The sequence below is a fragment of the Phytopseudomonas daroniae genome (genome assembly GCF_004327275.1).
Classification (GTDB): Bacteria; Pseudomonadota; Gammaproteobacteria; order Pseudomonadales; family Pseudomonadaceae; genus Aquipseudomonas; species Aquipseudomonas daroniae.
Genome location: NZ_QJUJ01000010.1, coordinates 135,132 through 147,595 on the forward strand (window position 1 = coordinate 135,132; position 12,464 = coordinate 147,595).

10 protein-coding genes are annotated in these 12,464 nt (G+C 62.8%); 5 read left to right on the forward strand and 5 right to left on the reverse strand.

Features of this window, described 5'->3' with window-relative positions:
- Window positions 1-78: 78 nt before the first annotated feature.
- The 3 genes from DNK10_RS20970 to DNK10_RS20980 all read right to left on the reverse strand — a co-directional run bounded on the left by DNK10_RS20970 (window position 79) and on the right by DNK10_RS20980 (window position 4,195).
- Entirely contained in the window at window positions 79-2,418 is a 2,340-nt protein-coding gene (locus DNK10_RS20970) for a TonB-dependent siderophore receptor (RefSeq protein ID WP_244216297.1), read from the reverse strand.
- Between the two features lie 209 nt (window positions 2,419-2,627).
- On the reverse strand, window positions 2,628-3,611 hold the full coding sequence (locus tag DNK10_RS20975; RefSeq protein ID WP_131192877.1) for a FecR family protein: 984 nt from the start codon (window positions 3,609-3,611) through the stop codon (window positions 2,628-2,630).
- A complete protein-coding gene (locus DNK10_RS20980; protein WP_131192878.1) occupies window positions 3,608-4,195 on the reverse strand; it encodes an RNA polymerase sigma factor in 588 nt (195 codons plus the stop codon). Before DNK10_RS20980 ends, DNK10_RS20975 begins: the two co-directional genes overlap by 4 nt.
- Window positions 4,196-4,353: 158 nt before the next feature.
- Here DNK10_RS20980 and DNK10_RS20985 point away from each other — a divergent pair, with 158 nt between their 5' ends.
- Window positions 4,354-5,028, forward strand: coding sequence for a DUF1028 domain-containing protein (locus DNK10_RS20985; protein ID WP_131192879.1), 675 nt, complete (start codon window positions 4,354-4,356; stop codon window positions 5,026-5,028).
- A gap of 133 nt (window positions 5,029-5,161) precedes the next feature.
- Window positions 5,162-5,710 carry a cysteine hydrolase family protein gene (locus tag DNK10_RS20990; RefSeq protein ID WP_131192880.1) on the forward strand — a complete coding sequence of 183 codons (549 nt, stop codon included), beginning with the start codon at window positions 5,162-5,164 and terminating at the stop codon, window positions 5,708-5,710.
- 141 nt (window positions 5,711-5,851) lie between these two features.
- Here DNK10_RS20990 and metE read toward each other — a convergent pair whose 3' ends face one another.
- On the reverse strand, window positions 5,852-8,149 hold the full coding sequence (gene metE, locus DNK10_RS20995; RefSeq protein WP_131192881.1) for a 5-methyltetrahydropteroyltriglutamate--homocysteine S-methyltransferase: 2,298 nt from the start codon (window positions 8,147-8,149) through the stop codon (window positions 5,852-5,854).
- Between the two features lie 198 nt (window positions 8,150-8,347).
- On the opposite strand from metE, the gene DNK10_RS21000 reads away from it, so the two are divergent.
- From DNK10_RS21000 to DNK10_RS21010, 3 genes are all read left to right on the forward strand, one after another.
- Window positions 8,348-9,166, forward strand: a complete 819-nt coding sequence (locus tag DNK10_RS21000) for an AraC family transcriptional regulator (protein WP_131192882.1) — start codon at window positions 8,348-8,350, stop codon at window positions 9,164-9,166.
- Between the two features lie 45 nt (window positions 9,167-9,211).
- Window positions 9,212-10,618 carry an NAD(P)/FAD-dependent oxidoreductase gene (locus DNK10_RS21005; RefSeq protein WP_131192883.1) on the forward strand — a complete coding sequence of 469 codons (1,407 nt, stop codon included), beginning with the start codon at window positions 9,212-9,214 and terminating at the stop codon, window positions 10,616-10,618.
- 235 nt (window positions 10,619-10,853) lie between these two features.
- Window positions 10,854-11,930 (forward strand): polyamine ABC transporter substrate-binding protein, encoded by a 1,077-nt coding sequence (locus DNK10_RS21010; protein WP_131192884.1) that lies wholly within the window; start codon window positions 10,854-10,856, stop codon window positions 11,928-11,930.
- Between the two features lie 85 nt (window positions 11,931-12,015).
- Here DNK10_RS21010 and DNK10_RS21015 read toward each other — a convergent pair whose 3' ends face one another.
- Entirely contained in the window at window positions 12,016-12,399 is a 384-nt protein-coding gene (locus DNK10_RS21015) for a cupin domain-containing protein (RefSeq protein WP_131182071.1), read from the reverse strand.
- Window positions 12,400-12,464 lie beyond the last annotated feature (65 nt).

The window sequence follows — 12,464 nt, forward strand, 5'->3', positions numbered from 1 at the left end:
TCGCGGCTCCTACACGGTCGCGTAAGCCATCAACTCTGCCGGAGCCACTCCCCCGGAGCGAAGCGATTGTGGACGCGTTCAGAACTCCAGGGTGCTGGACACCTGCACCTGACGCGGGTCGCCAACCGAGACGTTGAGGGTGTTCACTGAAGAGCTGTAGTAGGTCTTGTCGAACAGGTTCTTGACGTTGAGCTGCAGCTTGAGCTTGTTGTCGCCCAGGCGGGTATCGTAGCTGGCGAAGGCATCGGCCACCGTGTAGGACGGCAACGTGAAGGTGTTTTCCTCGTTGCCCTCGCGATCGCCGACGTAACGAGCACCGGCGCCAGCCCGCAGACGATCACCACCGAACAGCGCGCCGAAATCGTATACAGCGGACAGCGAGGCCGTATGCTTGGCAACGTTGACCAAGCCGTTGCCCTTGAGATCCGGATCCTTGGTCACCTCGGCATCGGTCAGTGCAAAGGTACCGATCAGGCTGAGGTTGTCGGTCAGCTGACCGGTAACGTCCAGTTCCACGCCTCGCGAACGTACCTCACCCGCACCTCGGGCAAAGCTCTCATCGCCAATGGTCTCGGTCACCAGCACGTTTTCCTTGACGATATCGAACAGCGCCAGGGTACCGGTGATGCGCCCCGGCATATCCAGCTTGGCGCCGATTTCCCAGGATTTGCCTTCCTCCGGCTGCACGCCATTGATCGTCGCACCGTTGCTCAGCGGTGCAATGGTCGAGTTGGGTTTGAACGACTCGGTGTAACCGCCGTACAGCGATAGTTCGTCGTTGAGCTTGTACACCAGCCCGACGCGCGGCACCCAGACCTGGCCGTCGATATCGGTGTTCTTGGTGAACGGACGGCCACGCCCGGCGAGCTGGTCGTAGAGCTGGTAGCGGGCGCCGGCTACGAAGATCCATTGATCGTTGAGGTGAATCGAATCCTGGATAAAGGCTGATTGGGTGACCACACGGTCGGTCTGGTCGCTGTCCGAAGCCACCACGGTGGTAGGAACAGGCACCTGACCATAAACCGGGTTGAACGGATCGAACACGATACTGGTGCTCTGCCGGATCAGGTCAGCGCGGTAGAACTTGCGGTATTCGTGATCCACGCCCATCAGCAGGTCGTGCTGCATGCCGCCGAGCATCACCTTGCCGTCCAGATCGACGGTGGCGAAGTGCGAGGTGCTGACCGCGCCGCGCGTACCGTCCAGGCGGCGTCCAACGGTGCCAGTGGTGGTATCCACACTGGTGACTCGCGCCTGATAGTCGTCATAGGTATCGCGGTTGTAGCTGTAGGCGAAATGGGCCTTCCAATCATCACTGAGCTGATGGGACAGGTCGAAGATGCTCAGGTTGGATCGGCCTTCGGTCACGTTGTATGGCTCGTCCAGACGGCGTTCGGCAGGAATGTTCAATGGCTTGCCATTGACGAACAGCGTGCCGCGATCGAAGGGCACCGAATACTCGCGGTATTCATGGCTGAGGGTGATGGTGGTGTCTTCGCCGTACCAGGCCAGGGACGGCGCGAAGGTCTTGTCGCGGTTATGGCCGAAGTCACGCCAGTAGTCGGCATCGTCATAATCGGCGACCAGCCGGTAGGCCAGGCCGGATTCACCCAGCGGGCCAGTGAGATCCAGGGTGCCACCACTGCCGTTCTTGCCATGGCCGAAGGTCGAGGCACGGCCGGTGATGGCGCGGTAACTTTCGAGCTGCGGCTTCTTGCTGACCACGTTGATCACGCCACCCGGATCGAGAATGCCGTAGAGCATCGACGATGGGCCCTTGAGGACTTCGACGCGCTCGGCGGTGGCGGTGAAGTTGCGACCCTGGATGGTGCGCATGCCGTCACGCAGGATGGAGCCGTCACGGTTGTCACCGAAGCCGCGCTTCATCACCGCATCCAACGTGCTGCCCAAGGTGTTGGACTGGGTGATGCCGCTGACATTGGCCAGGGCATCGTCGAGATTCTGCGGCTGCTGATCCTGCAGCGCCTGGGAAGTCACTACCGCGACCGCCTGAGGGATCTCCAGCAAGGGTGTGTCGCTACGCATCAAGCGGGTGGTCGCTGGCGGCTGGTAGCTCTGTGCAGCATTACGTTGCGACTGGATCTGCACGGCATCGAGGTTCAGCGCATTTGGCTCACTCACGGGCTGCAGCATGAGAGTCCCCCCGCCGGCATGCCGATAGGTGAAACCGGAGCCGGCAAGCAACTGCACCAGCGCCTGATCGGCGCTCATGCGCCCTTGCACGGCGGGTGACTGAACGGCGTAAGGCGCTTCATCGGTGTAGACCAGGTTGAGGCCGGTGACCTTGCTGAAGGCATCCAGCGCACGTGGTAGTGGCTGGGAGGCAATGGCGAACTCATAGCGCTGCGCCTGCCCATCGACCTCCGCCGGGGTTTGCGCGAATGCCAGTTGCGGCATCGCAAAGGCGCCGCCGCCCAGTAGCAGAGCGGTCATGCCCAGGCGTTTCCAGGTAGCACCCTGCAGGCGCGTCATACGGTATTTCATCGGTTGGCTCACCCTTGCTGTATTGGCTTCTCGTCTGCGAACTAGTCGCATTTAAACCACTACACGGATGCCGGATGGGTTTACCTCAGTTGCGTTCGCGATTTTTTTGCCTGCCGGCCAATTCAGCGCAGGATCAGCAGACGCCCGAACAACTGATGTTGCTCGAAACCCAGCACATTCTGCAGAGCGGCGAGCACCTCCAGCGGATCGTTACTGGAGAAACTGCCGCTGACGCGGCGCTGGGCCAGTTCGCTATCGAGTAGCAGAATGCGTCCGGGGTAGTAGCGCTCGAGTTCGCTCAGCACCTCGCCGAGCGGCACCCGATAGAAACTCAGACGTCCATCGCGCCAGGATGTCGTCGCCTCGGCATCCACGCTGCGCAAGTGCTCGCTGAAACCGGCTGCGAAACTCAGTTGCTGGTTGGCGGTGAGAATCTGCGGCGCCTCGGCTGGACTGCCGCGCACCGCTACGCGACCCTGCAGGACGGTGACACGGCCACCATCCTGCAACTTGCGCACTTCGAAACGAGTACCCAGCACCCGCGCTTCCCCGCCTGCCACAGCTACCGCGAAGGGTACGGCGGCTGGGGTAACGCGGAAGTAGGCAGTGCCACGGCGCAACTCGACATGACGCCCGCCGGCGTCGTAACGCACCGCGATGGCACTGTCCGCATCGAGCACCACGGTCGACCCATCCGCCAGGGTCAGGTTGCGCACCTCCCCTGGTGCCGATACGTAGTCCGCGCCCAGGTCATCGACCCAATGCAGCGGCTGCCAGCCACTACCCCAGACCATCAGCGCCAGGCTGGCTGCCAAACTCAATGCCGCCGCTGCCCAATAGCGTCGCCGCCGTGGCGCCGGACGCAGGTACTGCTGCAATGCCTGCGCCTCTTCATTGGCCAGATTCTGCGCAACCGGGCGACTGAGGTGCCAGAGCGACTGCATCTGCACGAAGGCATCGACATGCTCCGGCGAGGCGGCCAGCCACTGCTCGAAAGCCATCTGCACCTTGTCGCCAGGCTGCCCCTGCAGACGGCCGAGCCACAGCCAGGCGTCCTGTTCGATGGCCGACAGTGATTCCTCCTGCAGGTGTGACTCGTGGCTCATGGCGCGGCGCTTCCAGATGTATGGCTGGCCGGCGTATCGATGACGCTGGCCTTGCAGGCTTCCAGGGCGCGCATCATATGTTTTTCCACCGCACTCTGGGAAAGCGCCATGCTGCGGGCGATCTGCCCATAGGTCTGACCGTGAATACGGTTGAGCAGAAAGATATGCCGAGTTCGCTCGGGCAATGCTCGCAACGCCGCGTCCACGCGGCGCAGATCATTGCCCGCCTCCAGGGCTGCGTCTGGCGAAATGCCGGTGTCGCCGCGCTGCTCGGGCAGCAGGCCCGCTTCGTTACGGCTGCGCGCGCCCTCGCTGCGCAAATGGTCGATGGCCAGGTTGTGGGCGCTGCGGATCAGGTAACTGCCCATGTCCTCGAGCGGTGCACTGGGTCGTCGCCAGAAGCGCAGAAACAACTCCTGCACGAGATCCGCCGCAGTCGCCCGACAACCGACACGTCGCCGCAATAGCGCTTCCATCTGTTCGCGACGGGCGAGAAAGATGCGCAGAAAGGCATCGCGCTGCACCGGCTCCGTCGCGGACGGGTCGGGCTGGCGAGGCTCGGACGAAGACGGGTGATCGACCATGGGGTGGGGCTGCTCGTGACGATACCGCCAGAAGCGTGGCGGCAATCCGGCGAATGATAATGCTTATCAACAAATACCGATAGTTCTACGACGAGAGGCAAGCGGAACGATAGCGGGCAGCCTGTGGCCTAAGCCACACGTGCACAAAGGAGTCGCCCATGACCTTTTCCATCGTTGCCCGCTGCCCGCGCACCGGCCAGTTCGGGGTTGCCGCCGCTACCGCCATGCCCGCCGTGGGCAAACTGCTCAGCCATGCCGCCGCCAGAGCTGGCGCGGTAGCGACCCAGGCCCAGGTCAATCCGTACCTGGGCCTCGACGGGCTGGCGCTGTTACGCCAGGGCCATTCGGCGCCCGCAGCCCTGAAACGTCTGATGGACACCGATCCGTGCATGGAACTGCGCCAGTTGGCGTTGATCGACCGGCATGGCGACAGCGTGTGCTGGACGGGCGATCAATGCATCCCGTGGGCCGGTTCGCTATCTGGCGAACAGTTTTCCGTACAGGGCAACCGCCTGGTCGGGCCGCAGGTGCTGGACGCTGTGGCCGATGCCTTTCGCCACGGTGAACATCGCCCACTGGTCGAGCGCCTGATCGACGCTCTCGCCGCAGGGGATGAACGCGGAGGCGATCGCCATGGCGAATCTTCGGCGGTGATCTATATCGTCGACCGCGAGGAGTATCCGTTGTGGGACATCCGCGTCGATCACCATCTTGATCCGGTCGCCGAGCTGTGGCGCCTGCATGGTGTATTCGCTCGCGAGGTACTGCCGGAAATTCTCGCCATGCCGACCCGCGAAAAACCCGCCGGCAAGGCGGCCGAAGACTCGGTCTGAAAACCGGCACCTGGGCATAGCCCGGGTGGAGCGCAGCGATACCCGGGAAAACACCTCAGGCTCGCCAGTCACCCGCCTCCCATATCGCTGGAGCACCGGCTAAGGTGTATGGCATCCATCCACGGAGAACACCATGAGCAAGCGCGCACTGATTCTGATCGATATCCAGAACGACTACTTCGCCGACGGCAAATGGCCGCTGCACGGCATCGACGCGGCAGCGCAGAACGCCGCACGCGTATTGGCGGCCGCTCGCGCGGCAGGCGATACGGTGGTGCATGTGCGTCATGAATTCCAGAATGATGGCGCGCCCTTCTTCACCGCCGGCTCCGAGGGTGCGCACATCCATGGCAGCGTGCAGCCGCTGGCGGATGAACACGTGGTGCTCAAGCACAAGGTCAATGCATTTCGCGACACGAACCTGAAGGCGCTGCTCGACAAGGCTGGCATCGAACAGGTTACCCTGGTCGGCGCCATGAGCCATATGTGCATCGACGCCGCCGCCCGCGCCAGCGCGGATTTCGGCTATGCCACCACAGTGATCCACGACGCCTGCGCGACACGCGATCAGGAATTCGAAGGCAGCCACGTCCCTGCAGCCCAGGTGCAGGCTGCCTACATGGCCGCACTGGCGTTCGCCTATGCGACCGTCACCTCGGCCGACCAGTATCTGGCCGACTGAACACTCGCTCGTGGGAGGCGCTTTAGTCTGTAGGATGGGTGCTAACCCATCGGCAAATTGATGGGTTGCCACCCATCCTACATGCCTGTTTGCTGCGCGACAGCGCTGCGTCGAAGACGCAGAAGCCCCTCCCACCCTGGCTCAGGCCAGTTCCGTGCGCAGTTGCCGGGCCGCGGCGACCATATTGACCAGCGCCGCTTCTGTCTCCGGCCAGCCGCGAGTTTTCAGGCCGCAATCCGGGTTGACCCACAGACGTTCGGCAGGAATGCGGCGCACCGCCTTGCGCATCAGCTTGACCATCTCGCTGGTGTCCGGCACCCGCGGCGAGTGGATGTCATAGACGCCCGGGCCGATTTCGTTGGGGTACTCGAAGGCCTCGAAGGCTTCCAACAGCTCCATGTCCGAACGCGAGGTCTCGATGGTGATCACGTCCGCATCCATGGCGGCGATGGATTCGATCACGTCGTTGAACTCGCTGTAGCACATGTGGGTGTGGATCTGCGTCTCGTCGCGCACACCACTGGCACACAGCCGGAAGGATTCCGTGGCCCAGTCCAGATAGTTCTGCCAGTCGGCCTTGCGCAGCGGCAGTCCCTCACGGAACGCGGCTTCGTCGATCTGCACGATACGGATGCCAGCCTGCTCGAGGTCGACGACCTCGTCGCGAATCGCCAGGGCCAGTTGCCGAGCCTGCACTTCGCGGCTGACGTCTTCGCGTGGGAACGACCACATCAGCATGGTCACCGGGCCGGTCAGCATGCCCTTCATCACCTTGCCCGTGAGGCTCTGCGCATAGCGAATCCACTCCACGGTCATGGCCTGGGGCCGGCTCAGGTCGCCAAAGATCACCGCCGGTTTCACGCAGCGCGAACCATAGCTCTGTACCCAGCCGAAACGAGTGAACAGGTAGCCATCCAACTGCTCGGCGAAGTACTCGACCATGTCGTTGCGCTCGGCCTCGCCGTGCACCAGCACGTCCAGCCCCAGGCGCTCCTGAATCTCTACCGCATGGCGAATCTCGCTGTGCATGGCATCGGTGTAATCCCCCAGCGATAGCTTGCCCTGCTTGAAGGCCTGGCGTGCCAGGCGGATCGCCGAGGTCTGCGGGAACGAGCCGATGGTGGTAGTCGGGAACGGCGGCAGGTCGAGGCCGGCACGCTGTTTGGCGATACGTTGGGCGAACGGCGACGCGCGCTGGCTATCGTTGGCGGTCACCGCAGCCAGGCGTGCCTGCACCTGAGGCTTGTGGATGCGCGGTGAAGCCGCACGGCTGGCCTGCACGGCGCGGCTCTCGGCCAGCGCGGCGCGCACTTCGGGGGCATCCGGCTGATTGACGGCACGCGCCAACACTGCCACTTCGGCACATTTCTGCGTGGCGAAGGCCAGCCAGCTTTTCAGTTCGGCATCCAGTTGATCTTCACGCTGCAGATCGACCGGGCTGTGCAGCAACGAGCAGGACGGCGCGATCCACAGACGCTCACCGAGCCGGCTGTGCGCATGGCCGATCACCGCCAGGGCGCTTTCCAGATCGCAGCGCCACACGTTGCGGCCGTTGACCACGCCCAGGGACAGCACCTTGTAAGCCGGCAGGCGGTCGAGGATGGTCGGGTACTGCTGCGGCGCGCGCACCAGGTCGATGTGCAGACCATCCACCGGCAGATTGGCCGCCAGGCCGAGATTCTCTTCCAGGCCGCCGAAGTAGGTGGCGATCAGTTTTTTCAGCGGCTCGCGCTGCAGGATGTTGTAGGCGCGTTCGAAGGCGTTCTTCCAGTCCTGAGGCAGGTCGAGTACCAGGATCGGCTCGTCGATCTGCACCCACTCCACGCCCTGCTCGGCCAGACGCTGGAAGATTTGTCCATAGAGCGGCAACAGGCGTTCGAGCAGTTCCAGTTTGTCGAAACCCTGGGCGTCTCCCTTGAGTTTGCCCAACCACAGGTAGGTCAGCGGGCCGATCACCACCGGCTTGACGTCATGGCCGAGGGCACGGGCTTCATCCACTTCCTCGAACAGTTGCTCCCAGCTGAGGGCGAACTGTTGGTCAGCGGTGAACTCGGGTACCAGGTAGTGGTAATTGGTATCGAACCATTTGGTCATCTCTTGCGCATGGGCACCGCCACAGCAGGCATCCCCGCTCACGCCACGAGCCATGGCGAACAAGGTATCCAGGGTCGGCTTGCCACTGGCTGGGCGGAAACGCTCGGGAATCACGCCGAAAGTCAGGGAATGGGCCAGCACCTGGTCGTACCAGGCGAAGTCGCCGACCGGCAGCAGCTCGATGCCGGCGTCCTTCTGTACCTGCCAATGCCGCGCACGCAGCTCACGACCCACGGCCCGCAGGCCGGCTTCGTCCAGCTCGCCCTTCCAGAAGGCCTCCTGGGCTTTCTTCAGTTCGCGGTCACGTCCGATTCGGGGGAATCCGAGGCTATGTGCCAGGGCCATGGCGATATCTCCAATGCATAAATGATGGCGTGCATTGTCGAGGCCCATGCCAAGTGAAACAAACTCAATCTATTAACGTTAAAAACAAATTTTACTCACGTTTATTGCACACAGCTTATCCTGATCGCCCTCACCCGCCCACTTGAGGCCGCTTCAGGAGTCGGGCAAGCTGAGCCCTGCCTCCTGGACGAACCCGGCATGCTCGACGATCTCCCCGACGACCCCGCCCAGACCGAACGCACCCGCGAAATCGTGCTGCGCTACCACTTCAGCTGGAAGTACCGCGACCTGGATGCGGTGATGGCGCTCTATCATCCCGAGATTGAGTACAACGACTTCTTCCTCAATCGCCGCATGGGGCTGGGCGAGCTGCGCGACTACGTCCTCAGCACCATGCCTCGCCATCCCGACGAAGCGCTCGAACACACCGATCGCATCCGCATCGACGGCCACACGGCGTTCATTCAGTACCGCACCACGCTGCATGGTGGTGAGGGTCTGGTGTCGTTTCGCACCGCCGAAGCCATCACCGTGCGCGACGGGCTGATCTGGCGGGTCAACGAATATGCCTCCCTGGTGCATGAAGGCCAGGACGCACGGCCACCGATCCAGACCAGCGTGGCGATCAGCAAACTGGGACTGTCGACCCGACAACTGGGCTTCATGGCGCAGGATATCCAGGATTACTTCCTGCGTCGGCAGCCCTTTCTCGACCCGGCTCTGAGCCTGCAGCAGGTTGCCACGGCCACCGGCTACAGCCGCAACCAGATTTCCTACCTGCTCAACCAGGTGCTCGGCCAGAGCTTCTACCGCTACGTCAACCAGGCGCGCCTGCAGCATCTGCTGCAACGCCTGCAGTCAGGCAATGACCTGCGGCGCATGGACGAGCTGGCCTTCGAGGCCGGCTTCAATTCCCTGACCGCCTTCTACAGCACCTTTCGCCGCCACATTGGGCTCTCACCCAAGGCCTACCTGAAAGACATGTACGCGCGGGTACGCGCGCAAGACAACGCCTGAACAGGCTTCTAGTCTTGTTGCAGACATTCTGCGTGGAAGCGGTGCATGAACGACTGGCGCAACATCAGCCTGTGGATGGATCAACTGGATGAACCGCTGACGCCGCGCCCGTCGCTGCCCGGCGATATCCAGGCCGATGTGGCCATCATCGGTGCGGGTTACACCGGCCTGTGGACGGCCTATTACCTCAAGTGCCAGGCACCCAACCTGCGCATCGTCATTCTCGAGGCGAAGATCGCCGGCTTCGGTGCTTCCGGTCGCAACGGCGGCTGGCTGATGGGCAACCTGCTCGGCGAAGATCGGCTGCTCGCCGGCCTCTCCCCGCAAAGCCGACGTGAATCCTACGACCTGTTACACGGCATTCCCGATGAAGTCGGCCAGGTGCTGCAACGCGAAGGAGTCGACTGCGACTACCGCAAAGGCGGTGTGCTGTACTGCGCGGCCCGCTACCCGGAGCAGGAGCTGCGCCTGCGCGAATACCTGCGTGGCTATCGTGAAGAAGGCCTGGGCGACGACGACTACCGTTGGCTGCCCGCTGAGGAACTCGCCCAGCAACTGCGTATCCCCGGCGCCTATGGCGCGCTCCATACACCACACTGCGCGACCATTCAGCCGGCCCGGCTGGTGCGCGGCCTAGCCCGTTGTGTAGAAGCGCTGGGCGTGAGCATCTACGAAGGCACCCCAGCCCTGAGCTGGCAGGCCGGCAGCGTGCGCTGCGAAGCGGGCGAAGTGCGCGCAGACTGGATCGTGCCTGCCGTGGAAGGCTATGCAACCAACCTGCCACCACTCGGCCGCCACCAGATACCGGTACAAAGCCTGATCGTCGCCACCGAACCGCTACCGGCCTCGACCTGGGCGGAGATTGGCCTGGAGCGTGGCCAGGCCTTCAGCGAGACCAGCCGCCAGGTCACCTACGGCCAGCGCAGCCTCGACGACCGCCTGATCTTCGGCGCCCGCGGCGGCTATCGCTTCGGCAGCCGCCTGCGCAGCGACTTCAACCTCAACGACGAAGAGCGCGGCCTGCGCCGCTACCTGTTCAGCGAACTGTTTCCGCAACTGCGCACCGTGCGCATCACCCACGCCTGGGGCGGCAACCTGGGCATGGCGCGGCGCTTTCATCCGCACATGCTCTGCGACCGCAGCAACGGCATCGCCCTTTCCGGCGGTTACGGGGGCGAAGGCGTAGGCGCCAGCAATCTTGGCGGACGCACCCTGGCCGACCTGATTCTCGACAACGACAGCCTGCTCACCCGCCAGCCCTGGGTGCGTCACGACACCCGTGTGCAGGATCTGCCGCGCTGGGAGCCGGAGCCCTGCCGCTGGCTGGGTTACAACGCCATCATCCGCAGCTTCGTGCGCGAAGACAGACTGCTGGCCGACCCGTCCAGTCGCCCGTGGCAGCGCTACATGGCGCAGCGCGTGGCCGGACTGATGGAAGGTTTCATGAAATGACTCTTCCCTTTCACCAGGCTGGCTCGAGCCATGAACATCGCCTCGGTCACTTACGCAGAATACGGAAGCGGCGTGAAAACCCGCATCTGTGAATGCATGCACGAACGACCGCGGGCGCGCTGAAACGGGAACAACCCCTAGGCGTGGGACATACAAGAAACGCTGCACAAAACCTATGTACTGATTTTCTGACTGCTGCCTCCACAAACATCGACAACAACAGTTGAGGTCTCCCATGCTGAAATCGCTTATCCCGCTGATGCTCGTCGCCTCGGTCAGCCAGGCGGCGCAGGACGTGCGCATCTACAACTGGACGGACTACATCGCCCCCGACACCCTGAAGAACTTCCAGCAAGCCAGCGGCGTCGCACCCCATTACGACGTCTACGACAGCAACGAAACCCTCGACGCCAAACTGATGGCCGGCCGCTCCGGCTACGACGTGGTCTTCCCCTCCAACCATTTCATGGCCCGGCAGATCCAGGGCGGCGCGCTCAAGCAACTGGACAAGAGCCAACTGCCCAACTGGCAGAACCTCAACCCGACGCTGCTCAAGGCGCTGGAAGGCAATGACCCCGGCAACCAGCACGGCTTCCCCTACCTGTGGGGCAGCACCGGCATCGGCTACAACGTGGAGAAAGTCAAAGCCGTACTCGGCGACGACGTGCCACTGGACTCCTGGGATCTGATCTTCAAGCCCGAACTGATGGCCAAGCTGAGCAAGTGCGGCGTGGCGATTCTCGACAATGGCCCGGAAATGCTGCCCATCGCCCTGCACTACCTGAGCCTGCCGCACCATAGCCAGGAGCCCGAGGATTACAAGAAAGCCGAAGCGTTGCTGATGGAGATGCGCCGCAACGTCGCCTACTTCCACTCCTCCAAATACGTGAGTGAGCTGGCCAATGGCGACATCTGCATGGCAGTCGGTTTCTCCGGCGACATCATGCAGGCCAGCGCCCGCGCCAGGGAGGCCGGCAACGGCGTCGATGTCGCCTACGTGATACCCAAGGAAGGCGCGCCGATGTGGTTCGACATGGTCGCCATCCCCAAGGATGCGCCCAACGAAAAAGCCGCCTACGCCTTCATGAACCACCTGCTCGAACCCGAGGTGATCGCCGGCATCAGCGACTACGTGCACTACGCCAACGGCAACAGCAAAGCCGACGCCCTGGTCGACCCGGCACTCAAGGCCGACGCCACTGTTTACCCGCCTGATGACGTCATGGAGAAACTCTATGCGCTGGAAGCCATGCCACTGAACATCGACCGCATCCGCACACGGATCTGGACCAAGGTGAAAAGCGGAACCTGAGGCAGCAATCTGCCGCAGCAGCGATGGGCTGGCGTTCGCCATGAGCGCCAGCCGCTTCAGGTGTGCACTCCAGGGTCAACAGACCCTAAATCCAGCGATCATTCTGCGCCGTACGCTCACCCCCCTCATGGCCCGTATTCAAGACGCCTCGCGGTTCGATGAGCAGCAGCTTCACCTCCTTCTCGGCGTAAGGCTTGTGCTCGACGCCCTTGGGCACCACGTACAGCTCGCCACTGCCGAGCGTTACCTGCCCGTCACGGAAATCGAGGCGCAATTGGCCGTCGAGGACGAGAAAGGCTTCATCCGTCTCGACATGCGAGTGCCAGATGAAATCGCCCTGCAGGCGTACCACCTTGAACTGGTAGTCATTCATTTCAGCGACTACCCGGGGTGACCACTGCTCGGTGATCAGGCCCAACTTCTGCTCAAGGTTGACTGGCTGTTGCGATGCTTGGGTTTGCTTGAACATGGGAGGCTCCTCGTTTGGTTTTTCACCAATCTATCGAGGCACCGGGAAGCCTTCTTGTACGATCC